At 62.2% G+C, this 23019-nt stretch carries 19 protein-coding genes, 1 tRNA gene and 3 pseudogenes; 16 read left to right on the top strand and 7 right to left on the bottom strand.

Going from position 1 to position 23019, the window contains the following annotated elements; genetic code table 11:
* Nucleotides 1-702, top strand: a pseudogene (locus HMPREF3120_RS07700) (IS256 family transposase); the annotation flags it as partial.
* A gap of 234 nt (nucleotides 703-936) precedes the next feature.
* Here HMPREF3120_RS07700 and HMPREF3120_RS11975 read toward each other — a convergent pair.
* The 3 genes and pseudogenes from HMPREF3120_RS11975 to HMPREF3120_RS07690 all read right to left on the bottom strand — a co-directional run bounded on the left by HMPREF3120_RS11975 (nucleotide 937) and on the right by HMPREF3120_RS07690 (nucleotide 4024).
* Complete coding sequence (locus HMPREF3120_RS11975; protein WP_141739400.1) at nucleotides 937-1122, bottom strand: hypothetical protein; 186 nt, start codon at nucleotides 1120-1122, stop codon at nucleotides 937-939.
* Nucleotides 1123-1187: 65 nt separating this feature from the next.
* Nucleotides 1188-2318: a helix-turn-helix domain-containing protein gene (locus HMPREF3120_RS07695; protein WP_070451869.1), complete on the bottom strand. Its 1131-nt coding sequence runs from the start codon at nucleotides 2316-2318 to the stop codon at nucleotides 1188-1190.
* 148 nt (nucleotides 2319-2466) lie between these two features.
* Nucleotides 2467-4024: pseudogene (locus HMPREF3120_RS07690) on the bottom strand (AbgT family transporter).
* Nucleotides 4025-4225: 201 nt separating this feature from the next.
* On the opposite strand from HMPREF3120_RS07690, the gene HMPREF3120_RS07685 reads away from it, so the two are divergent.
* The 10 genes from HMPREF3120_RS07685 (at nucleotide 4226) to HMPREF3120_RS07640 (ending at nucleotide 14283) form a co-directional block, all read left to right on the top strand.
* Complete coding sequence (locus tag HMPREF3120_RS07685; RefSeq protein ID WP_246815444.1) at nucleotides 4226-4891, top strand: DUF4230 domain-containing protein; 666 nt, start codon at nucleotides 4226-4228, stop codon at nucleotides 4889-4891.
* A gap of 26 nt (nucleotides 4892-4917) precedes the next feature.
* Complete coding sequence (locus tag HMPREF3120_RS07680) at nucleotides 4918-5559, top strand: hypothetical protein (protein ID WP_070451865.1); 642 nt, start codon at nucleotides 4918-4920, stop codon at nucleotides 5557-5559.
* A 107-nt stretch (nucleotides 5560-5666) separates the two neighbouring features.
* Nucleotides 5667-6419, top strand: coding sequence for an NYN domain-containing protein (locus HMPREF3120_RS11970; RefSeq protein WP_141739399.1), 753 nt, complete (start codon nucleotides 5667-5669; stop codon nucleotides 6417-6419).
* 21 nt (nucleotides 6420-6440) lie between these two features.
* Nucleotides 6441-7238, top strand: a complete 798-nt coding sequence (locus HMPREF3120_RS07670) for a serine hydrolase domain-containing protein (RefSeq protein WP_070451863.1) — start codon at nucleotides 6441-6443, stop codon at nucleotides 7236-7238.
* A gap of 252 nt (nucleotides 7239-7490) precedes the next feature.
* Nucleotides 7491-8933 (top strand): uridine transporter UriT, encoded by a 1443-nt coding sequence (locus tag HMPREF3120_RS07665; protein ID WP_371441201.1) that lies wholly within the window; start codon nucleotides 7491-7493, stop codon nucleotides 8931-8933.
* Entirely contained in the window at nucleotides 8914-9864 is a 951-nt protein-coding gene (locus tag HMPREF3120_RS07660; protein ID WP_070451862.1) for a uridine-preferring nucleoside hydrolase UriH, read from the top strand. The genes HMPREF3120_RS07665 and HMPREF3120_RS07660 overlap by 20 nt, the downstream gene beginning before the upstream one ends.
* A gap of 342 nt (nucleotides 9865-10206) precedes the next feature.
* Nucleotides 10207-11148, top strand: coding sequence for a trimeric intracellular cation channel family protein (locus tag HMPREF3120_RS07655; protein ID WP_070451859.1), 942 nt, complete (start codon nucleotides 10207-10209; stop codon nucleotides 11146-11148).
* Between the two features lie 25 nt (nucleotides 11149-11173).
* Nucleotides 11174-12109: a DMT family transporter gene (locus HMPREF3120_RS07650; protein WP_070451856.1), complete on the top strand. Its 936-nt coding sequence runs from the start codon at nucleotides 11174-11176 to the stop codon at nucleotides 12107-12109.
* Between the two features lie 583 nt (nucleotides 12110-12692).
* A complete protein-coding gene (locus HMPREF3120_RS11965) occupies nucleotides 12693-12902 on the top strand; it encodes a hypothetical protein (protein WP_141739398.1) in 210 nt (69 codons plus the stop codon).
* Nucleotides 12892-14283 (top strand): NAD-dependent succinate-semialdehyde dehydrogenase, encoded by a 1392-nt coding sequence (locus HMPREF3120_RS07640; RefSeq protein WP_070451873.1) that lies wholly within the window; start codon nucleotides 12892-12894, stop codon nucleotides 14281-14283. The genes HMPREF3120_RS11965 and HMPREF3120_RS07640 overlap by 11 nt, the downstream gene beginning before the upstream one ends.
* Nucleotides 14284-14358: 75 nt before the next feature.
* On the opposite strand, the gene HMPREF3120_RS07635 is transcribed toward HMPREF3120_RS07640, so the two are convergent.
* Together HMPREF3120_RS07635 and HMPREF3120_RS07630 are read right to left on the bottom strand one after the other, a co-directional pair.
* Entirely contained in the window at nucleotides 14359-15153 is a 795-nt protein-coding gene (locus HMPREF3120_RS07635) for an HAD-IIA family hydrolase (RefSeq protein WP_070451850.1), read from the bottom strand.
* Nucleotides 15150-15425, bottom strand: a complete 276-nt coding sequence (locus tag HMPREF3120_RS07630) for an acyl carrier protein (protein ID WP_070422123.1) — start codon at nucleotides 15423-15425, stop codon at nucleotides 15150-15152. Before HMPREF3120_RS07630 ends, HMPREF3120_RS07635 begins: the two co-directional genes overlap by 4 nt.
* 17 nt (nucleotides 15426-15442) lie before the next feature.
* Here HMPREF3120_RS07630 and HMPREF3120_RS07625 point away from each other — a divergent pair, with 17 nt between their 5' ends.
* Complete coding sequence (locus HMPREF3120_RS07625; RefSeq protein WP_070422124.1) at nucleotides 15443-16252, top strand: YPDG domain-containing protein; 810 nt, start codon at nucleotides 15443-15445, stop codon at nucleotides 16250-16252.
* Nucleotides 16249-17106 (top strand): alpha/beta fold hydrolase, encoded by an 858-nt coding sequence (locus HMPREF3120_RS07620; RefSeq protein ID WP_083284836.1) that lies wholly within the window; start codon nucleotides 16249-16251, stop codon nucleotides 17104-17106. The genes HMPREF3120_RS07625 and HMPREF3120_RS07620 overlap by 4 nt, the downstream gene beginning before the upstream one ends.
* A gap of 376 nt (nucleotides 17107-17482) precedes the next feature.
* Here HMPREF3120_RS07620 and aceE read toward each other — a convergent pair whose 3' ends face one another.
* On the bottom strand, nucleotides 17483-20278 hold the full coding sequence (gene aceE / locus HMPREF3120_RS07615; RefSeq protein WP_070451871.1) for a pyruvate dehydrogenase (acetyl-transferring), homodimeric type: 2796 nt from the start codon (nucleotides 20276-20278) through the stop codon (nucleotides 17483-17485).
* 195 nt (nucleotides 20279-20473) lie between these two features.
* Between aceE and HMPREF3120_RS07610 the strand changes: the two genes are divergently transcribed.
* The 3 genes from HMPREF3120_RS07610 to HMPREF3120_RS11960 all read left to right on the top strand — a co-directional run bounded on the left by HMPREF3120_RS07610 (nucleotide 20474) and on the right by HMPREF3120_RS11960 (nucleotide 21897).
* Nucleotides 20474-20878: a DUF3052 domain-containing protein gene (locus HMPREF3120_RS07610; protein WP_244268623.1), complete on the top strand. Its 405-nt coding sequence runs from the start codon at nucleotides 20474-20476 to the stop codon at nucleotides 20876-20878.
* Nucleotides 20879-20942: 64 nt separating this feature from the next.
* Nucleotides 20943-21018: transfer RNA gene (locus HMPREF3120_RS07605), tRNA-Val, on the top strand.
* Nucleotides 21019-21285: 267 nt separating this feature from the next.
* Nucleotides 21286-21897: a hypothetical protein gene (locus HMPREF3120_RS11960; RefSeq protein ID WP_141739397.1), complete on the top strand. Its 612-nt coding sequence runs from the start codon at nucleotides 21286-21288 to the stop codon at nucleotides 21895-21897.
* A 294-nt stretch (nucleotides 21898-22191) separates the two neighbouring features.
* On the opposite strand, the pseudogene HMPREF3120_RS07600 reads toward HMPREF3120_RS11960, so the two are convergent.
* Nucleotides 22192-23019, bottom strand: a pseudogene (locus HMPREF3120_RS07600) (IS1249 family transposase); the annotation flags it as partial.

The following is a 23019-nucleotide window of genomic DNA, read 5'->3' as shown; positions in this document are numbered from 1 at the left end:
TGGTCAAATGCTCAGTGCTGCTTGCCACCGGTGTTAACGCCGACGGCTACCGCGAAATGCTCGGCATGCATGTTGCCACCACGGAATCCAACGCGTCGTGGAAGGGCTTCTTCCAGGACTTAAAAGCCCGCGGACTTCGCGGTGTCTTCCTTATCACCAGTGATGCCCATGAAGGCATCCAGCACGCCATTTCCGAAGTGTTGCCCGATGCATCCTGGCAGCGCTGTCGCACCCACTTCGCGAAAAACCTCTACGAAAAAGTCCCGAAAACCCAGTGGCCGATGGTCTTAAGCGATGTTCCAGACAATCTTCCAACAACCCGACGCCCAATCCACCTGGCGACAAGCCCGCGAAGTCGTCGACCTGTTAGAACCAAAGTTCCCCCAGGTAGCGGCGTACTTGGAGGAATCACTCGATGAGGTGCTGGCGTTTACCGCAGCACCGAAACCAGTCTGGAAGAAAGTCTGGTCGAACAACCCCACAGAACGGTTAAACCGAGAGATTCGCCGACGCACAGATGTTGTGGGCATCTTCCCAAACCGCGAATCCATCATCCGGCTTGTCGGTGCAGTGCTTGCCGAACAGCACGACGATTGGATCCAACAAAAGCGCTACATGTCACTGACTGCACTCGAACACACCAAACACCTCATGCACCGACAAGGAGACGACCATGGTGACCACCACCAGCTAACCGCATAACCCAAAACCCCGAACTGCATATCGAGCCGAAAGCTAGACGGCTACACCACTACACGGGACTTGACCACAGATACAGCAAGCGGTATCACGGGCAAGCCGCAAAGTAGGCACAGAGTACGCATCGATCGAGGAGTTTGATGAGCAGGTTGGCCGTCATGCATCCGTCACCACTGTGCATCTGCTTGTGCAGCTCCTTTTGGCATCGCTTTACGGAAAGTAGGCGCCGTCGGCCGGTTATGCGCGTTTGAAGCCGTCCCAGAATGCTTGCCACACTGTCGTTGGGCGTGAGCGCATCTCCTCGTCGAGGGCGTCGCGCACGGCTTGGCGGGGGTCGGTGGTTCGCTCGTGGGCGGGTTCTTTTCGCAACGGATGAGGTTCGCGTTTGTGGTTGTTACGAGCATCCCAGTTTCTATCTGCCACTGCGTATCACCTCTTGCTCATGGACTTAAAGGAAACGGTAGCGGGTGCATGGTTCGTTGTGCAGTTCATCGCACCACGCGAAGTGTTGGGCGGGACGGGGTGCTGGTTGCCGAGGCAGCGCTCGAGACCGTGTGGGGGTGGGCACTGAGCATGAGGGCGTGTAGGTCTTGTGGCGGCAGCTGTGTTTCGTCGGCGATGCTCGCGATGCTGGCGCCACCTTCGGGGGATAGCACGTAGTCGAATACGCGGGAGCGTTCGTATTGCACTGTGCTGCCGGGCTCGTCGGTGCGGAAGCCGCGCGCGGAGAGGGTGGCCAGGTGGAAGTGATATTCCCGCTCGCTGAGCTTGCCGTGGTGGTACGCGGCGCGAAGCATGGCCATGGCTGACACTTTCAACGCGGTTTTGAGGCGAAGGATGTCATCGAGGCTCGGGTGCAGCCGGAGGTGGGCGTGAACTATGCCGGGCGGGATGAGGAAGTCGGCAGCGAACTGGTTGGCCTCGTCCTCTTCGCGTGCTCCGCTGCGTGGCTCGTCACTGCTGTGGAGTAGTAGGTGGCCCAACTCGTGCGCGAGATCGAAGCGGGCGCCTTCGGGTGTGCGGCGCCGGGCGAGGAAGATAAACGGCTGCTCTCCGTCCCACATGGAAAATGCGTCCACCGCAGAGGCTGCCGGTGGAAGGCCCATGACGGCGATGCCGAACGATTCTGCGAGCTGAACCGAGTTTGGAACTGGTCTATCGCCCAGCTGCCAGATCGTACGCGCGTGGCGGGATGCCTCCGCAGGTGTAAATCCGGACAGATCCGGGAGGTTGGGTTCTGGAAAGCTGAAGTTGCTGCGAAGCCACGCCAAGAGCGTGGAGGCGTTTGCCCCGGATGCGACTGCAACGCTTTTCTGCCGCTGTGTTGCGCGGCTGCCGGCTCGAAAGAGTGTGGCGTCCATCGATGGGACCTCGAGTTCCTCGGAGAGGAAGTAGCCGTCGGTAAAGCCGAGTGCTGATTCAAGGCGCTTGAGGAGTGCCTCTGTGCGGGAAGGCGGTGGCCCTTCGTTCTCCCAGCGAGAAAGGGTTGTCGGGGCAATGTCGAGATCTGCAGCCAGCTCCGCTTTTGTGAGGCCTCGGCGCAGCCGTGCGACCGTAATTCGGGACGGCGAGATGCGGGCGGAGTTAGTTTCCGCTCGCTCGCGAGATTGTGAAATCAATGTCATCGTCCTCGGTCCCGAAAAGATCTGGCTGTGTCATAGCGAAATCCGGATGAATCGGCTTGAACCCTGTATTACCGGTAAGTCGTTCGTCGCAAAGCAAAAGCGCTGGGTATAACACCCAGCGCTTAATATCGTGCGGTAGTGACTATACCTCGTAGCCCATCGGGGAGCCAGGGCCGAGCGGGATGCCGGCGAAGTACCAGATCATGAAGAAGATGAACCAACCCGCCAGCATGCACAGCGAGTACGGCAGTGCGAGCGACATGAGGGTGCCCACGCCGGCCTTCTTGTAGTACTTCTGCAGGAACGTCAGGGCGAGTGCGAAGTAGGGCGACATTGGGGTGATGATGTTCGACGGGGAGTCACCGATACGGAACAGCATCTGGGTGACCTCGGGGGAGACGTTGACGTACATCATCATCGGCACCACCACCGGTGCCATCAGTGCCCACTGGGCGGAGCCGGAGGTGATGAACAGGTTGATCAGTGCCACCATGACCACAAACGCGAGGAACAGCACCGCGTTCGGCAGATCCCACGCTTGCAGCAGCTCCGCGCCCTTGATCGCGGTCCAGGGGGCCCAGGTTGGACCACTGGAAGTACGCCAGGAACTGGGCGACGGCGAAGAACAGCACCAGGATCGGCAGCATGGACTCTAAGCCCTTGGCCATGAACTTCGGCAGGTCCGCGGCCTCCTTGATGGTGCCCACGATCAGGCCGTAGACCAGGCCGGTGACAAAGAAGATCAGGGTGATCGGCACGGCAATCGCACGGATCAAGGGCGATTCCATGAAGCCCTCCTCCGGACGTGCGAACGGGGAGGCCGGGACCAGCAGCAGGACGAAGTAGGCGACGAGTGCGAGCACCAGCGTCACGCCGGCCCACGCGAGGCCCTTGCGCTCCAGTGGGGTCAGGGAGAGGTCATCGTCGTCGGTCAGGTGGGAATCGTCCGGCTGGGCGGAGTCGTTGATTTGGAGTTCGTCTTCGTCGATGTGGTCGTCGTCGATAAGCGCTTGCGCCTTCTTCTCCACATAAAACTCGGTCACCGCAGTGATCACCAGCGCCAGCACAATGGCGGACGGGATGACGAAGAAGATGCTGGCAAGCGGGGAGACCTCGTAGTTGGCGTCGACAAGTTGTGCCGCCGAGGTGGAAATGCCGGCGAGCAGCAAGTCCGTAATGTTCAGGATCAGCGAGGAGTTAAAGCCTGCCGACGACGCCGCGAACGCCACCATCGCACCAACCACCGGCGAGCGCCCAACCGCATGAAACGCCATCGCGCCCAACGGAATGATGATCACGTAAATCGCATCCGAGGCGATCGAACCGGTCACGCCGGCAAGCGCGACCATGAACGTCAGCATCTTGCCGCTGACCTTGTCCACCATCGCGCGAACCATCGCCGCCAGCAGACCCGTCTGCTCCGCCACGGCGACACCAAGCATCACTGCCAGGATCACACCCAGTGGCGGGAACGCGATGAAGTTCTCCACCGCATCCGTGACCATGCGAGAAATGTTCTCGCCGGTCAGCAGGCTTTCAACGTGGATCTCTTCGCCGGAGGCGGGGTCGATAGCTGAGAGGCCCGCCTTGCTGGCAATCCATGAGGACACGACAACAACGCCGCTCAAAATGACAAACAGCCAGAACGGCTCCGGCAGCTTGTTGCCTATTCGCTCAATCCAGCCGAGGAAGCCGGTCATGCCGTCTTGTTGGTTCTGGTTTTGTTTTTCTTGTTTTTGTTCGCGCTGCTTGTCGGCGCGGGTTTCGTCGATACGCGTGGAACCGGTCATCGTTATCTCTTCCGTGCGGTGGCCAGATACATCCTTCAGCCGCGTACGCCCAAAGGTTCCAACGAGTGTACAAACCATCCGAATATGGGGGTGCAATTAAGATCACCAGATGTGAGTACCGCCCAAGAATTACACCTCTCGCCGCGCCAGCCCCGCCGCGGTGGCGTCGTTGTGACCTCCGTCATTACCTCAGTCATCGCCGTGTTGGCCGTGGCAGGGTTGCTGCTTGTCATGCTGCGCCCAGCCGTAATCGGGATGGGGGAGACGCGGGTGGACTCCACCACCATCGGGGCGTCGTTCGAAGACATCGCCGAACTCTCCGTGGAGGAATACGTCTTCTCCGACGTAGGCAAGTTCGACCAAAAAGGGCTCGAGGTCCTCGGCATGCACGTGCCGTTTACCGGCCGCAACTTCCTGGTCACTTACGACGGCCGCGTCACCGCCGGTATCCGCGACGCATCCGCCATCGACGTTTCGGTCGGCGCTTCGTCGATCGATGTCGTGCTGCCGCCCGTGGAGGTGCTCAGCGCCCACATCAACGCCGACAGCGTGCAGGTCTACGACCAGTCCATGAACCCCATCAACCAAATTCGTGTCGACGACGTCACCACCTTCATCGCCGGCCAAGAGAACGCTGCGCGCGACAAGGCCGTGTCGCAGGGCCTGTTGGACCGCGCGGGGGAGCGCACCGAACACCTCGTACGCAGCCACATCGCCGCACTCGTGCAGGGCACCGAGCAGGAGGATTTTGACGTCCGCATTTCCTGGGCGCAGTAGCCGGAATTGGTCTAGGGTTTCTGGCTATGCGTAAGTCTTTGGTGTCTGCGGCGGTTTGCTCGCTAGTTGCTGTTGTTTCTGCTGCGTCGGTTCCGGTTGCTGGTGCGGCGTCGGCCGCGCCTGGTGCTGGTTCCGGCTCCGCCCAGTGCTCGATCGAGTACAACGCCGACCAGGTTCCGGCGCTGGCCGCGGGCGTTCTTGGCGACGACCTCATCTTCTACAACGGCTCCCGCACCGACGCGCTCGCCCTGTGGGAGAAGAAGCAGACCGAGCTACGCGCCGGCATCGGCGAGAACGGCTGGGGCACACTCACCCAAATCGACGACGCCAAACTTTGGGAACCCGGCGTCACCCACACCTCAAGCGCGCTGGTCCTCGACGACCTGAAGCACTCCTCACGCAGCCTGACCGTCACCGCCGACAGTCCGTTTAGCCACTCCGAGGCCGCCTACCTTGCCAACGCCGCCTCGTACACCGCGCAGCGATACGCGGATTGCGGCAAGGATGTGAATAGGGTCGTGCCGGTGGCGCCGTCGTCGATAAGCCTTGCCCTCGCCCCGGACCACATCGCGCTGATTGTCGTGGCGCTGCTCGGCGTACTCGGTGCTGTCGGTGCCGGCGCGGCGGGCATGATCCCGGGCATCACGCTGCCTGCGCTGCCGTTTTAGGTTGGATAGCCGAAAGGGTTGACAGACGAACCCAAAACGGTATACTCGCTCACATAGTTCCCCGCTATCTACGGATTGGCGGGGTTTTTAAATTCTGGGGGGATAAGATGATTAACGCGTCACCGTCGCTCATGCCAAAGCGGAGGGGGAGCAGCACTTTAAATGCTGTCGTACTTATCGACTATCAGAATGTGCACATCACAGGCTGGGAAGTCTTTTCACGCGATGCTGGCGTCGGGCTTCATGAAGCGTTGCTCGACCCAGCAGCCTTTGCCAAGAGACTTATTGCAGCTCGAAACGCGGCCAACTCCGCTACGCCCCCTGCGACACTCGATTCGGTGAAAGTCTTTCGAGGTTTACCAAGTTCGATTCATGATCCCGATGCCTATCGGCGAAACCAGGATCAGAAACGGAATTGGGAATCGGATGGAGTCGAGGTGACCCTACGTCCGCTCAAATATCGGTACCAGCGCGATGGCCGAGGTAAGCCGATCATGGATGTCAATGGAAAGAAGACGTTGGCGGGACCACCTGAAGAGAAAGGTGTCGATCTGATGGTGGGACTCGCTACATTGCTAGCTGCTCAGCGTCCAGATATTGATCTAGTAATTTTGGCGTCGCACGATAGTGACATGGGTCCGGTCGTAGATACCGTGCACGATTTACATGTGGCGGACCCAGTGGCAGTCGCGCGGATTGAAACAGCCAGTTGGTTCGTCCCCCGCAACGACTTTGATCCTGGCTTTCAGTCGAAGATCCAACCGGGCTTGGATGCGCAGAAGAAACGTCGGCATGTGTGGAACACGCGGATGGGAGAAGTCGACCACACCGCGAGTCTGGATGTCCGGCCGTATCGATGACTCGCCACGTAGGGTGGGGCCATGCAGCTCGAGAAGTTTTTCCAGGATTGGCCGGTTGACAATGTGGCGGGTGCGCTCGTCGGTAGGCAAGAGGCGTCGTTCGGCGACACCGCACGCGTCTTCGAACTGGCCAGCGTGACCAAACTCCTCTCCGCGTACGCTGTGCTCCTCGCGGTTGAGGAAGGAGCTTTTTCGCTTGACGACGACGCCCGCCCCGAAAACGCCACCATCCGCCACCTCCTCTCGCACGCAGCCGGCGTCGGCTTCGACTCCCGCGAACCGCAAAAGGCGCCGGGGGAGCGTCGCATCTACTCGTCGGCGGGGTACGAAATCCTCGCCGACATCGTCGAGGAAACCACCGGCATCACCTTTGCCGACTACGCCCGCGAAGGTGTCTTCGAACCACTCGGCATGACCGCGACCGAGATCTACGGCTCGGCGGGCCACGGCGGGCGCTCCACCGTCGCGGACCTGTCGCGCTTCGTCGCCGAACTGCTCGAGCCGCGGTTGCTTGATCCCTCGACGGTGCGCGAGGCGTTTACGAATCAGTTCGGTGACCTGCGCGGCGTCGTCCCCGGCTACGGCATGCAAAAGCCCTGCCCGTGGGGCCTCGGCTTTGAGATCAAGGGGGAGAAGTCCCCGCACTGGACCGGCAACGGCATGCCCGCCGACACCGTCGGCCACTTCGGCATGGCCGGCACCTACCTGTGGGTCGCCGGCGACCAGGCCTGCGTGGTGCTCACGGACCGCGACTTCGGCGACTGGGCCAAACCCCTCTGGCAGGAAACCAACACGGCGCTCTGGGAGGCGTTGTCCTAGGGCGCCTGCGCGCGTGCGGCGCGGGTGCGGCGCGGCGGATTTGTTCATATGCAGGGCTCGATATGCGTAACTGCAGGTGAGGGCGTTTTCGGAAAATTCGAGCGATTTGAGCCGAAACGCTGTGACCAGGGATTACGCATATCGAGCCCTGCATATGAACGGAAAGACGCTGCTTGAGGGGCGCTCGCAATGCTCGGCGACGCACCGGAACCGAGGCGGGCGGTGCGCGGAGGGCTGTTTTACACTGCACGCATGACTATGACGAACACCTCGCTACCAGCAGCGGGGCAGAAACTACCGACCAACCAGGTCGTGCCCCTGATGACAGCGCTGCTGGTGGCTGTCTTCGCATTCCAACTCAACGCGTCCATGCTGTCGCCGGCGCTGGCGACCATGGAGGTCGAACTTGACGCGACCACCGCGCAGATCGGCATGACGCAGACCGCGTTCTTCACCGCCGCGGCCGTGTTTGCGCTGTTTATGCCGCGTTGGGGTGACTTGATTGGGCGCCGCAAGGTGTTGGTGACCATGATGGTCGTCACCGTGATCGGCTCGATCGTGGCGGCGCTGGCGACGAACGTGACCATGCTGTTCATCGGCCGTGTCATCCAGGGCGTGTCCGGGCCGACGGTGGCGCTGACCTCCGTCATGCTGCGCCAGGCGGTGCGCGAGGAGAAGCAGTTCGCGTTCCTGGTGGGCATTCTGACCTCGGTGAACGGCGGCATCGCGGGTGTGGACGCGCTGCTAGGCGGCTGGCTTACCGACGCCTTCGGCTTCCGCTCCCTCTTCTGGGTCATCGGCGCCTCCGCGCTTGTGGCCGTGTTCGCCGTGCAGTTCGGTGTGCCGGAGACCAAGTCGAATGAGTTGCAGCCGATGGACTGGAAGGGCGTTGTCGGCCTGGTTATCGGTGCGGCTGCGATCCTGACCGCGCTGAACATGGCCGGCGAGCTCGCCGCCGCCAACTGGGTCATGGTCTTCATCCTGCTGGCCATCGGCGCGGCGTCGCTGGTGTGGTTCTGGCGCACCGAGAAGTCCACCCCGCACCCGCTGATGTCCACCGAACTGCTCACCCAGCGTCGCACCTGGGCGCTGCTGCTCACCACCACCCTGACCATGACTGGTGTGTTCGCCGTCATGAACGGTCTGGTGCCCAACCTCGCGCAGGACGCTGAGGCCGGCCCGGGTATGTCCGCCGGTGTCGTGTCCTGGTGGACGCTCACCCCGTACGCGCTCGCCGGCCTGGTCATGGGCCCGCTTTCGGGCTGGCTCGCCGGCCGCGTGGGCTACAAGATCATCCTGCAGATCGGCATTCTGGGTGCGGCGTTGTCGGTGCTGTTCGGTGTGGTAGTCGTCGGCAATGCAACGCCCGCGCTGCTGCTCGCCATGTCGATTCTCGCCGGCATCACCTACGCGGGTATGGGCAACATCATGCTCGGCTCGCTTGGCGTCGTGCTCGCGCCGAAGCACAACCAGGGCTACCTGCCGGGGCTCAACGGCGGCGCGTTCAACCTGGGTGCGGGCCTGTCGTTCACGATCATCTTCGCCGTGTTCACCGCCACGGGCGGCAGCTACCACGCGGGCATGATCACGGGCGCGGTCCTGCTCGGCTGCGCGTTCGCCGCGTCGTTCCTGATCCCGAAGCCGGAGACCATCCCGGACACGCTCGCCGCCGAGGATGTGGCTGCCCGTGCGTAAGATCATCATCGACTGCGACCCTGGCCACGACGATGCCGTCGCCATCCTGCTCGCGCTTGGCAATCCAGACATTGAGCTCCTTGGCTTAACGACGATCGGCGGCAACCACACCATCGATAAAGTCACCCACAACGCACTCCAGGTACTGACCATCGCCGGGGCCACCAACGTGCCGGTCTACCGCGGTGCGACGCGCCCGCTTATCAACGAGGTGGTCACCGCCGAGGACATCCACGGCGACACCGGCATGGAAATCCACGGCTACGACCTGCCCGAACCAGAGGTTGGGGTGGAAGATGAGCATGCGGTGCGGTGGATCGTCGATACGCTGATGCGCGAAGAACCCGGCACCGTGACGCTGGTGCCCACCGGGCCGCTGACCAACATCGCGCTGGCCATGCGCATGGAGCCGCGGATCGTCTCGCGCGTGCGCGAAGTCGTGCTCATGGGCGGGGCGTACGGCACCGGTAACTGGACCGCGTCCGCCGAGTTCAACACGTGGGTGGACCCGGAGGCCGCCGCGATCGTCTTCGGCGAAGACTGGCCCGTGGTCATGGTCGGCCTGGACCTCACCCACCAGGCGCTTGCCACGCCTGCTGTCGAGTCCCGGTTTGCCTCCTTGGGCACCTCCGCCGGCGACTTCTGCGTCGGACTCATCGACGCCTTCCGCCGCAACTACAAAGACGCCCAAGGCTTCGACAACCCACCAGTTCACGACCCCTGCGCCGTCGCCTACGTCATCGACCCCACCGTCGTCGAGACCGTGGCCGTGCCCCTGTCCGTGGAACTGTCGGGAGCGCTGACCCGCGGGCGGACCGTGGCGGACTTCCGCGTGCTGGACCCGTCCGACTGCAACACGTCCGTGGCCACGCGCCTGGACGTGGAGCGCTTCTGGGATCTCGTCGTCGACGCAGTCCAGCGCCTGGGGTAGGGGCGGGGCGCTTCGGGCGCAGGCCTGCCCCGTCTTCTCGGCCAAACGGCACATCTAAAACGGTACATTTCGCTGATTTTGGGCGAGATGCGCCGTGTTGGATGTGCCGTTTAGCTTTGCGACGCCACCTTCCCGACCCCACCCAACACATGGTGAGAACGTAACGGTGAGGACGGCAAAATATCGGCATCTTCACCGTTGTATTCTCGCCATGTGTGTGTCCGAGCGTGTCTGGCGGTACCGGCAACCACGCCAAACCGGCGACACCTACGCACACGTCCCACACCGTCATCACCGGCGCCCGGGACCGAACGCCGGGAATTACAGGAGTAAACCACTACGATGACGCGCATGTACTTCGACAACGTGTTCACCGCCGTGGGGTTCTCGTTTGCCCTGATGGACCTTATTGGGGTGTTTTTGAATGCGCTGATGGGTGGGCTCGTCGCTAGGCGATTGCGCTTTGACGCCGTCGGTTTCATGCTGATTTCCATCATTTCGGGCATGGCGGGCGGCATGATCCGCGACGCCCTGATCGGTGCCACGCCCGCGTCGGCGTTGCAAAACCCCTGGTACATCGGCACGGCGTTGGTGGGGTCGCTGTTTGCGTTTCTGATCCCGCTGTCGGGTCTGACGTGGGAGTTGTTCCGTTTCCACGGCGACATGATCATCGTCGGTGTGTGGGCGGTAACGGGCACGGTGACGGCGATGCGCGCCGACATCACGTGGTTCGGCTGCATCCTCATGGGCGTGCTCACCGCGACCGGCGGCATGGTGATTCGCGAGATGATGATTGGCCAGATCCCGTCCATACTTATCGACCGCCAGTGGTACGTCGTGCCGGCGATTGTGGCGTCGATTAGCGTGCAACTGTTTTACGACCTCAACCTGCAATCCATCGGTCTCGCGGTGTCCGCCCTGATCGGTTTCGGCCTCGGCGTGGCGGCGTACTGGTTCGGCTGGCACGTGCCTGGCATCGAGGCGCTGGCGAACGTCGACGATTTCTTCACCCGCATCAAACACCGCGTCGGCGACCGCCTCCCACGCACCCCCAGCGCCCTGCGCCAACGTGCCGAGCGCGCGCAACGCCCCGGCATGCTCGTGCACGCGCCGACGCGCAAGGATATTCACGACATTCTGGGCAATCGTATCGACGACCGCCGCAACGTCACCCACGAAGAATTCCTCGACGCCCTCTACCGCGCCTACATCGACCCGACCGGGCCGGGAGGCGCTGGCGGTGCGGGCTCTGGTGTGGGCGGCGCGGGCGACCGCAAGAAGTAACCCACCCGTATGAAACCATAGGCAGGTGCTTCTCCTTGTTGCGCTCGCCGTCGGCGGGCTGATTCCAATTCAAACCGCGGCCAACTCGCGCCTGCGCCTGAGCGTGGGCAACTTCCCAGTTGTGTCGGCGCTGATTTCGTTTTCGGTGGCGTTGCTCGTCGCAATCCTGGCGACGACCATCCTGCAGGGCAACCCGTTGCCGCAGTTCGCGCCGGGCACGTCCGCGCCGTGGTGGACGTGGCTCGGCGGCGTGATGGGTGTCTGCTTCGTGCTGGGCAACATTCTGCTGTTCCCACGCCTTGGCGCGGTGCAGACGGTGGTGTTGCCGATCCTTGGGCAGGTGGTGATGGGCCTGCTCATCGACTGGTTTGGGTTGTTCGGAGCACCGCGTATCGACGTCACCCCGCCCCGCATCGCCGGCGCCATCGTCGTCTTCGCCGGCATCGTTGTGGTGTTGCGGGCGGGCAAGTCGGGGAAGGGTGCCGTTGCCGCGAAGGCAACCGGCGACGCCACCGGCCTCGAACTCTGGCTCTTCCGCGCGCTCGGCGTCCTGGTCGGCGTCGGCTCCGCAGTGCAGACGGCAGTGAACGGTTACTTAGGGACGATCGCCGGCTCCTCCCTCCACGCCGGCGAAATCAACCTGACCGTCGGCGTGGCACTGCTGCTCATCGCCGCGCTGGTCACCTCACCGAAGCAGTTCACCCGCAAGCCAACGCCGGGCCCCGCCTGGATGTGGCTCGGCGGCGTTGTCGGCGCGATCTTTGTGATCTCCGGCGCGACCCTCTCACCGATCCTCGGCACTGGCACGACCGTGATCGCCTTCAACGCCGGCACCATCGCCGCCGGACAGGCCCTCGAGGCCCGTGGTGCTTTTGGCGCCCGCAAGAACCCGCTCACCGCCACGCGTCTCGTCGGCCTGGTCGTGATCTTCCTTGGCGTCCTCGCCGTGCGGTTGCTGTAGGCAATCGGCGCCGCGGCGCGCGGACGGATTGCGCTCGAGGGGGGAGTAGCGCGAAAACGCAGCTTAGGGGCAAACCCGAACTCGTGGATCTGAGTTCGGGTTTGCCCCTAAGCTCATTTTGCGGCATATACAACCCCACACTCGGCGCTGAAAACCACGCCACTCAACCTCAACCAGAGGTCGAGTAAATAGGGGGATCAAGCAGCAGTTGAGGGTTGCTCGCGGGGCTCGTGTGACGCAAGATCGGTCGCGAGCCGAAAGGGCTCAAAGAGTAACCAGAGGCCGTTGGGGAAGACGAACCTCTCGTCTCGCACTCCGCCGCTCGGGCTAGTCACCCGGACACGGACAACCGTCCGTCGCGGCGTCCCGCTTAGTCACCGGGGCAGGAGTGCGCCAAGCAAGACATCGAGTGCTGCACGCAAAACAGCGGCACAGCACCGATGCTGAAAGCACAGAAGGGTCCCCACCAATGACGACAACACTGGCTGCGCCCCGCGCGTGCCGTCCGACACGCAATCGACTCACGTGGACGCTCCACATTGAGGGGATGTTGGGGCGGGTGCGTGGGGTCGTCGAGAAGCAAATGCTCTTATTGCCCGAGGGTGAGCCGGGCGAGGTCTGGTTCACGCGCTGGCAGCGGCGGCCGGATCGCACGTACTCGTGCAGCGAAACGATCCGCGCCACGGAGGCGGAGATTGAGCCGTTTCGGCGCGCGATTGAGCGGTTGGCGGCGGAGGAGAACTTCGTGGCGAGGCTGACGCAGCGCTCGTACCATGGGGCGCATGTCTACTAAATATCGAGTACAAAATCCGAAGAACAACGAGATTGTCGCAACGTACGATTTCATTAGCGACGACGCCCTCGACACCGCCCTGACCACCGCAAACGACACGTTTAAGCAGTGGCGCGAAAAGTCGTTTGAGGAGCGTGCGAAGGTGCTGCGGAAGGTCGCGAAGCTTTTCGACGACAAACGCGACGAACTCACCCGCATCATCGCCGAAGAGATGGGCAAGCCGGTCGACCAGGGCGACGGCGAGATCGACGACGTAGTCGAGATTTTCAATTACTACGCCGACAACGGCGCCGAGTTCGGGGCTGACGAGGAGATCCCGAACAAGCGTGGCGGCACGTCGATTATGCGCAAGATTCCGTTCGGCGTGATCCTGGGCATCATGCCGTGGAATTACCCGTACTACCAGGTCGCGCGCTTCGCCGCGCCCGCGCTGATGGCCGGCAACGTTGTGCTGGTCAAGCACGCAGAGATCTGCCCGCGTTCGGCGGAGGCGATCCAGAAGATTTTCGAGGAGGCCGGCGCGCCCAAGGGGCTGTTCACGAATCTGTACGCGAAGCACACGCAAATTTCGCGCATTATTAACGACGACCGCGTCCAAGGCGTTTCCCTCACTGGCTCCGAGCGCGCCGGGCGTGCCATCGCCTCCCAGGCCGGCCAGGCGCTGAAGAAGTGCGTGCTCGAGCTGGGCGGCACCGACGCCTACATCGTGCTCGACTCCACCGACGTCCCGGCCGCCGCGAAAACCGCCTGGAACAAGCGCATTTCCAACACCGGCCAGGCCTGCACCTCCAACAAGCGCATGATCGTGATGGAGGACATTTACGACGAATTCGTCGACGAACTGGTCAAACTCGCCTCCTCCTACACCGAAGGTGACCCGCTGAACCCGGAAGAGGGCAAGTTCTATCCGATGTCCTCTCGTGACGCTGCGGAAAACCTGGCCCAGCAGCTGAAGATCGCCGTTGAGGAAGGCGCGAAGATCCACGTCGGCGGCGAAGTCACCGGCAAGGGCGCCTACTTCACCCCGGCCGTGATCACCGACATCCCGGTCGGCTCCGACTCCTACTACGAGGAGTTCTTCGGCCCCGTCGCCGAGGTGTACAAGGTCTCCTCCGAGGAAGAGGCCATCGAGGTGGCTAACGACTCCCGCTACGGCCTTGGCGGTGCCGTGATGTCCGAGGACGTCGAGCGTGCCAAGCGTGTCGCCGACAAGGTGGACACCGGCATGATCCACGTCAACATCCCACAGGCCCGTGGCGCCGAGCTGCCGTTCGGTGGTGTGAAGGCCTCCGGCCTGGGCCGCGAACTGGGCCCACTGGGCATGGATGAGTTTGTGAACAAGCAGCGCTTCTACATCGCCGGCTCCGACTCGGCAGTGTAGGAGGACGCAGGCGCGAGGGCGTTCGGGGCGCTCGCTCGCGCCCACGCGCCACCCGATCGCGCCACCCGCGCCGCCCTAGTCCGCGTACTTCCCGTCGCCGAAGGGGTCGTGGATGCGATCCACCAGGTCCGCCACCGAGTCGAACACGGCGGTGGGGCGGTAGGGGTAGCGGGCGATCTCGGCGTCGTCGCTGATGCCGGAGCGCACGAGCACGGTGCGCATGCCGGCTTCGAGGCCGGATTTCACATCGGTGTCCATGCGGTCGCCGATCATGACCGTGTTTTCGGAGTGGGCGCCGATGTTGTTCAGCGCCGAGCGCATCATGACTGGGTTGGGTTTGCCCACGTAGTAGGGGTCCATGCCGGTCACGGCGGTGATCATGGCGGCGACGGAGCCGGTTGCTGGGACGACTCCGTTCGGGCCGGGGCCGGTCAGGTCGGGGTTCGTCGCGATGAAGCGGGAGCCGCGTCGGATGAGGTTCGAGGCGGTGGTGAGGGCTTCGAAGGAGTAGGTGCGGGTCTCGCCGAGCACGACGAAGTCGGGGTCCGCGTCGGTGAGAATCCAGCCGATTTCGTGCAGGGCCGTGGTCAGGCCGGCCTCGCCGATGACGTACGCGGAGGCCTCGCCGGCTTGCTGCGAGAGGAACTTCGCGGTTGCCGTCGCTGAGGTCCAGATGCGTTCCGGCTCGATGTCTAGGCCCATGCGCTGCAGTTTTGCGGAGAGGTCGCGTGGGGTTTGCATCGAGTTGTTGGTCAGCACCATGAACTCGATTTCCTCATCGCGCAGGGTGGAGATGAACTCCTTCGCGCCGGGAATGACGGAGCCCTCTTTGTGCAGCACGCCGTCCATGTCGGTCAGGTATGAAATCATTCGTGTTCCTCCAGGTAGTCGGCGAGTTCGCCGGCGGTGGGGTGGTCGGTGAGCACGGTGTCGTCGATACGCACGCCGAAGTTCTCTTCGATCCGCACGGCGAGTTCGATGCGGTCGAGGGAGGCGATCGCGGTGTCGTCGAAACGCGAGCTTTGCTTGACGACGACACCCGTCACCTCCTCAACCAATCCCGCGAGACGAGCAAACGTGTCCGCCGGGGTTTCCTCCTCGAGTTGGAGGCCACCGAGATCCAAGCGTTGCGAAAGTTCCATGCCGTTATGATAGGCCCATGCACCGCCTCGCAGTTCCGGCAGCAGCCGTTGTGATCACCAGCCTCGTCGCCCCCGTCGCCGGCGCCGCAACGATGGCGGAAACGTACAAGCCGTACTTCGCGCCGGAGACGTCGCACGTGTACGGCCCGCCGGGCGACTACTACACCAACCCCGTTTACCTGGAGTTGAAGGACGTGCCGGAGGGTGCGCGGTGGAGCCTGACCGGGGAGAACACGATCCGCCACCGTTTTCAGGTGGACAAGGTGGACGACAAACTTCGGGTCAACCTCAACCTGAATGGCGATACGCCGGTGCAGCGCGGCGAGAACACGCAGCAGATTCCGGTGCGGGTGCACTTTCCGGACAACTCGACGGACCTCTATTTCCCCGAGGTCACCTTAATCCCGGACCACGCGTTTCTGTACGATCCGGAATACGACTCCGCCGAGGCCGACCCCGGCCAAACCGTAACGCTCACCCCGACCAACGTCCGCCACCTGGACCTTCCTAACGACGCGACGTGGGAGGTCAAGGGCACCTACGACTCGGTTGACCAGAAGACCGGGGCGATTACCGTGACCCTGCCCAAGGACTCCTACGACAGCGCGAACCTTGACGTGACCGCCACGTTCGCCGACGGCTCGAAGCGTTCGACGACGGCGAGGGTGACGAATACGGGACGTGGGGTCGTCGAGAAGCAAACGCCCGCGCCTGCGCCTGCGGGATCGACACCGCTGCAAAAAGTCGCGCTGGTCTTCGGCATCCTCGCCGTCATCGTCGGCATCGGCTTCGCCGCCATGCCCTACCTGGGACAACTCGGATTATGATGCGCACCGGCACCCTTGACCGCGACGGCATCACCATCCACTACTACGACGTCGGCCCCCGCGACGCCGGCCTGACCGTCGTCTACGCACACGGCTTCAACATCGCCGCCGCCGAATACAAACTGCAGGTCGAAGCCATTGCCGGCGTGCGCCAAATCCTTGTCGACGTCCGCGGCCACGGCAAAACCGGCTACGCCGACCCCAGTCTGCTCACCATCGACGCCGCCGCCGACGACATCGCCGCCGTCCTACGCCACCTCGGTATCGACGACCCCCTCATCACCGTCGGGCACTCCCTCGGCGGACCGATCTCTCTGTCCCTGATGCGCCGCCACCGGTTCAACTGGGTCGGCTCCGTGCAAATCTCCAGCACCGTCGACCCCTTCACCGCCCGCGGCCTACCGCGCCTCCTCGGTGGGGGATTTGGCCGGTCCCTGGGGTGGTTTGTGGATAGGCTGCCGCACGCCGCCGAAGGCATCCGACGCCTGGTGACCGACATGATCGCCCCCATCCTCGCGCGCTGGTTCTACTTCCGGCCCGTGCCGTGGTCCCTGATCAAATTCCACGCCCGCATGATCAAAGCCACGCCGCTCGCCACCTATCGAGGCTTCTTCGACGACCTCCAAACCCACTCCGAACGCGGCGCCGCCGCCGTCCTGGCCACCATCCCCGGCTACATCCTCGTCGGCGACCGCGACAACGTCGCCCCCGTCAGCCAATCCGCCGAACTCGCCGCGATCTGGCCGGGCGCCTACTTCCAAATCTTGCCCGAGTCAGGGCACATGCCGCCTCTCGACGACCCCGACGCCGTCACCGCCGCCATCGAGCGCGTCATCGCCCTAGCGCGGGGGTAGGGCAGGCGCGACCGCGCCTGCGACAGCCACCAGCCGCCGAGGTTTCTGACACATTCCGGCAGAATCTGTCAGCGCCGGGAATCGTCGCAGGTCAGCGGGTTTTGAGGTGGGCGCCGATGTGAAGTCTGTCAGGAGCATCTGCTCCTGGCCAAAAAAATTCCCGGGTCCGCGCCGATTTGTGGAACTATTTTGGCTCCGCGCGGCTCACAAAATCGGCGACCTGGGGAAACGCAGCCGCGGAAAGTTCCAAAACCGAAGAAAGTTCCCGGCTGGGGAACTATTTTCGGAAAGGGTGGCAGGCGGAAAGACGAGCCACCTCACACAACGAAAACCGCCCCAGCCAATGAAAACAGGCCGGGGCGGTGGGGCCACAGAACTACTCTGCGGCGTTCTCCGGGCCCTCGTCGTCGGAGTCGAGGGTCGGCTTCGCGGCGGTCGGATCGTCGATCTTCAGATCCTTTGCAGCCTTCGCCACAACATCGCGATCGATCTTGCCTTCGTTGGCCAGGCCCATCAGGGCGGCGACGGCCATGGACTCGGCGTCGATGTTGAAGAAGCGGCGGGCGGCTTCGCGGGTGTCGGCGAAACCGAAGCCGTCGGCACCAAGCACGATGTACTGGCCCGGGACGTAGGCGCGAATCTGCTCCTGCAGGTCGGAAGCGAAATCGGAGGTCGCGATGTACGGGCCTTCGGTCTGCTTGAGCTGCTTGGTCGCAAATGCCTCTTCAACCTCTTCGCCCGGGTTGCGGAGCTGCTCGGCAGCCTTGCGCTGACCCTCACGGGCGAGTTCGGTCCAGGAGGTGACGGAGTAGATCGCGGCGCCGACGTTGTACTTCTCCTGCAGGATCTCCTGGGCGCGCAGTGCCTGCTGCATACCCACGCCGGAGGCGAGCAGGGAGACCTTGTGCTCGAGGTCCTTGCCTTCGTCGTAAAGGTAGATGCCCTTGTGCAGGCCCTCAACGTCGAGGTTGTCCGGGCGTGCCGGCTGGTGGTGCGGCTGGTTGTAGACGGTGATGTAGTACATCACGTCCTCGTCCTTGTCCGCGCCCTGGCCGTACATGCGCTCGATGCCCTTGGAGATGATGTACGGCATCTCGTAGGCGAACGCCGGGTCGTACGGGATGACGGCCGGGTTAGTGGATGCTAGGATCGGGGAGTGGCCGTCCATGTGCTGCAGGCCCTCTCCGAAGAGGGTGGTGCGGCCGGCGGTTGCGCCGACGATGAAGCCGCGGCCCATCTGGTCGCCGGCGGCCCAGAAGTTGTCGCCGGTGCGCTGGAAGCCGAACATCGAGTAGAAGATGTACATCGGGATCATCGGCTCGCCGTGGGTGGCGTACGACGTTGCTGCTGCGATGAAGGATGCGGAGGAGCCGTCCTCGTTGATGCCTTCGTGCAGGATCTGGCCATCGGTGGACTCGCGGTAGGACAGCTGCAGGTCGTGGTCGACCGGCACGTAGTTCTGGCCGTGCGGGTTGTAGATCTTCTGGGTCGGGAACCAGGAGTCGAGGCCGAAGGTACGGGCCTCGTCCGGGATGATCGGGACGATGCGCTTGCCGATCTCCTTGTCGCGCATGATCGCCTTGAACGTGCGCACGAGCGCCATGGTGGAGGCGACTTCCTGCTTGCCGGAGTCCTTGAACAGGGCCTTGAAGGTCTTTTCAAAGTCAGGCTGCTCGAGTGGGGTGTACTGCTCCCGACGCTCCGGCAGGTAGCCGCCGAGTTCCTCGCGGCGTGCCTTGAGGTACTTGATCTCCTCGGCGTCCTCGCCCGGGTGGTAGTACGGCGGCAGGTACGGATCCTTTTCCAGTTCTTCGTCGGAAATCGGGATCTGCTGCTTGTCGCGGAAGAGCTTCAGGTCTTCCAGGGCCAGCTTCTTCATCTGGTGGGTTGCGTTGCGGCCCTCGAAGTTGTGGCCGAGGCCGTAGCCCTTGACGGTGTGGGCGAGGATGACGGTCGGCTTGCCCTTGGTCTCCAAGGCGCGCTTGTAGGCGGCGTAGACCTTGCGGTAGTCGTGGCCGCCGCGGCGCAGGTTCCAGATCTCTTCGTCGGTCATGTCTTCGACGAGCTTCTTGGTGCGCTCGTCGCGGCCGAAGAAGTGTTCGCGGACGTAGGCGCCGTCGTTGGCCTTGAAGGTCTGGTAGTCGCCGTCCTTGGTGGTGTTCATGATGTGGACGAGTGCGCCGTCCTCGTCCTTCTCAAGTAGTTCGTCCCACTCGCGGCCCCAGACGACCTTGATGACGTTCCAGCCGGCACCGACGAAGAAGCTTTCCAGTTCTTGGATGATTTGGCCGTTGCCGCGCACTGGGCCGTCGAGACGCTGCAGGTTGCAGTTGATCACGAAGGTGAGGTTGTCCAGACCGTAGAGGGAAGCCATCTGGATGAGACCGCGGGATTCGGGCTCGTCCATTTCGCCGTCGCCAAGGAATGCCCAGACGTGCTGCTGGTCGGTGTCCTTGATGCCGCGGTCCTGCAGGTACTTGTTAAAGCGTGCCTGGTAGATGGCGTTCATTGGGCCAAGGCCCATGGACACGGTTGGGAACTCCCAGAAGCCCGGCATGCCGTGCGGGTGCGGGTAGGACGGCAGGCCGCCCTGCTCGCGGGAATGCTCCTGGCGGAAGCCGTCCAGGTCGTCTTCGGAGAGGCGGCCTTCGAGGAAGGCGCGGGCGTACATGCCTGGGGATGCGTGGCCCTGGAAGAAGATCTGGTCGCCGCCCTGTGGTGCGTCTTTGCCCTTGAAGAAGTGGTTGAAGCCAACTTCGTAGAGGGCTGCCGCGGAGGCGTAGGTGGAGATGTGGCCGCCAACGCCGATGCCGGGGCGCTGTGCGCGGTGCACCATGACGGCTGCGTTCCAGCGCATCCAGCGGCGGTAGCGCTTCTCAATTTGCTCGTCGCCAGGGAATTCCGGCTCGAGTTTGGTTGGGATGGTGTTCACCAGGTCCGTGGAGGACAGCGCCGGCAGTGGTACTCGCTTGGCGTTGGCGCGCTCAATGAGGCGAAGCATGAGGTAGCGGGCGCGCTCCGGGTCGGACTCCTCGAGCAGGCCGTCGAGGGAGTCCATCCACTCTTGGGTTTCCTCCGGGTCCGCGTCATGCAGGTAGGAAGCTACGCCTTCGCGCAGCGACAGGATATTCGTATCGACGTCAGAAGCGTTCTTCACGCGACCATCGATCATCTCGGTGTCCTTTTCGGCCACTTCAACCTCCTGGGTTCATCGGGGCAATACACCGACAAGGATACGTTCTTTTGGTCGCTAGTTCTTACATCGGATGGCTTTTGGTGAGACTAATTGTTGGTTTGTCGCCATTGAGCACGGTGGGGCGGTATGCTGTCGTGCATTCGTACAACTACAACTGGAGGATTTAGACACTTGAGTGCCACAGGAGTGGACACCTACGCCGACCGTTTTGGGGTTGGCCCCGACCTTGTCGTTCAGGAGATCGGCTGGGGCGAGGATGCGGATTCGTCCATCTCGGAAGCCATCGAGGATGCCATCGGAGCAATGCTTCTTGACGACGACACCCTCGAGCCCTGCGACCTCGTCCTCCTTTGGTTCCGTGAAGGCGACGGTGACCTTGTCGATGAACTCGTCGACGCCACCCGCAACCTCGGTTCCGGCGGCCGTATCTGGCTGATGACTCCTGGTGCCGGCTTCCCAGGCGTTGTCGCCCCGGGCTTGATCGCAGAGTCTGCCCAGTTGGCCGGTCTGCTGCAGACCAAGGCCGACCGCTTCGGTGACTGGCAGGGCTCTTGCCTCGCCGCCTCGAAACGGTAGTTTTTGGCGCTTAGCCTGCAGGTTTTCCTTTTCCGGTCGTGCTTTGGTAGTGTTACCGGGTAGCGCGCCGTTAGCTCAGCTGGAAGAGCAACTGGTTTACACCCAGTAGGTCGGCGGTTCGAGCCCGTCATGGCGCACCAGGTCAAGGCCCCTCTTCGGAGGGGCCTTTTCGTAGCTTGGTGTGAGTCCGCAGGCTGGGGTTAAGGGGTTAAGGCTCAAAATGTGTGTCTGCTATCGGCGTGACATTCTCATTAATGCTCTGCCGTTCATTGGGCGAAAGAATATGTTACCGTCATCTCACAAGGTGTCTTAAGTGAGCAAGAGCTCGCAGGACATCTCGACAGAGCAAGCTCTCGCAGAATATTCCTAGAAAGAGGTTAGGAATGCGCCTACTCTTTAGAAGGGCATTGGCAGTTGCACTTTCGGTATCGGCGCTAGGAATCTCCTCCCCTACGACGGTAACGGCAAAGCCAATTGACGTCGCTGAGGCGCAGATGTTATTTGCCGAGGATTCGAACCTCACCGTGGCTGAAGAGGCATCTTTTAGGGCGATGGACAGGTATGTTGATTCTGAACATGCACGGTTTGATTATCGAGCAGCTCAGTCGGATCCAGACGTGGATTCTGGTGTACTGAATGAGTTCTCAGGAACTCTTCTTGCGCAAGGCTGGAATGTTGACGCGGACGAATCAGACCTAGCGATTCTTGAACGCGAAGCGGATGCTATCGAACCGGCTATTCAGTTTTACGATGCATGTCAAGGACGGAATGGGTTCCAAAAGCTACCACCCGGTGTCTTGCTAAATAGCTGCGCGGCATCTGCACTCCAGAATGCGTACGCCGCTGGCGCTGGTGTTGCCGCGTTAGCTGCGTTAATTACTGCAGAAACAGGTGTAGGCGGGGTTCTTGCTGGCGCTATTGCTGGAGTCTTAGCGGCGGAATCTGGCATTTTAGGCATCTGCGGTTCGTGGAATCGAGGAATTAGACTTTTCCCTGGTGGAATTTGTTGGTCACAGTAGGTATAAATGCGCTTGCTACGTGTTGTCATCGGTATCATTATCGCTATAGGTGTTATCCTGAGTATTATTCAGCTAGCACTTTCTGCGTGGTCTAATCCGATTTTGTCCGTAGGTCCCATTTTATCGATTACAGGTGCTCTAGCGGGCATTTTGTACGTAGTCTTGGTGAGATACCGTGAACGAGACAGAGACTAGTATATTCAAATTCTTGCTTCCTGCGTGAGCCGCTATTCTATAACTACTATTTGAGCGTTAAGGGTCAAAAAGGGTGTCTAGCTCGGCGTGTCGCGAGGGTTAGATGTGGCCTTTTTGGATGCCGATTGAGTGGGTGTAGTTGGTGTCGATAGCGCCCTCGTAGAAGGCTGGTCGTCGAAGTTTCGTGGTCGGCTTGGTTCTCGTTTCGGGTCAGGGTGGATACTTTGGCCAGTTAGTCCTGACCCCAGTTGGGCTGCCCAGCGATCTCAACGGGGTCGTCAGGCAGTTCCGTTTTTAGGTAGAGCCACCAATCCAACATGCGGCGTTGATGTTCCCGGATCTTCCCCGGTGGGTGCGGGCCAGCAGTTTCAACTGGGCGTTGATTCCGCCTTCCGGCTGTTTGGTGGCTTTGATCCGGCTGGCGTCGAGCACACCGTCGGGTGGGGCGAGGTAGACCAACAGTAAGTTGCCCCGCCATAGGTGGTTGAGGCTGTTGTAGGCCTTGCGGGTGCGTTCATGAGTCCATGACCAGGCGCGTTGCCGTGTCGCCGGGTCGGTTGTGAACGTTTTCTGGTTCATCCAGTCACGGTAGATAGTGCCGTATTCGTGCAGTTGCGCACCCCACGCGGCCGCCTCGTCAAGATCGGTGATCTTCGTGAGGTTGAGCGCGATCTGGTAAATCGCTCGTCCTGCATCGGTGCGGGGACGTGCGGTGGTGTGCCGGCGCACCACGCGTTGGGCGTGGACGAGGCAGCGCTGCACTTTCGTTGTGGGCCAGCATGCCTTGATTGCGCTGGCAGCGCCTTGGCCGCCGTCAATGACAGGGATCAGGGGCGCGGGGATACGTTCGAGCAGTCGTTGGTAGTCGCGGGTGGTTTCACGTGTGCACCAGTTGTGTCTGATCTGATGTAGGTGGTCCAGTTCGGC

It is taken from the genome of Corynebacterium sp. HMSC11D10 (assembly GCF_001806995.1).
Taxonomy (GTDB): Bacteria; Actinomycetota; Actinomycetes; order Mycobacteriales; family Mycobacteriaceae; genus Corynebacterium; species Corynebacterium coyleae.
This window is presented reverse-complemented; position numbering and strand designations above follow the sequence as displayed.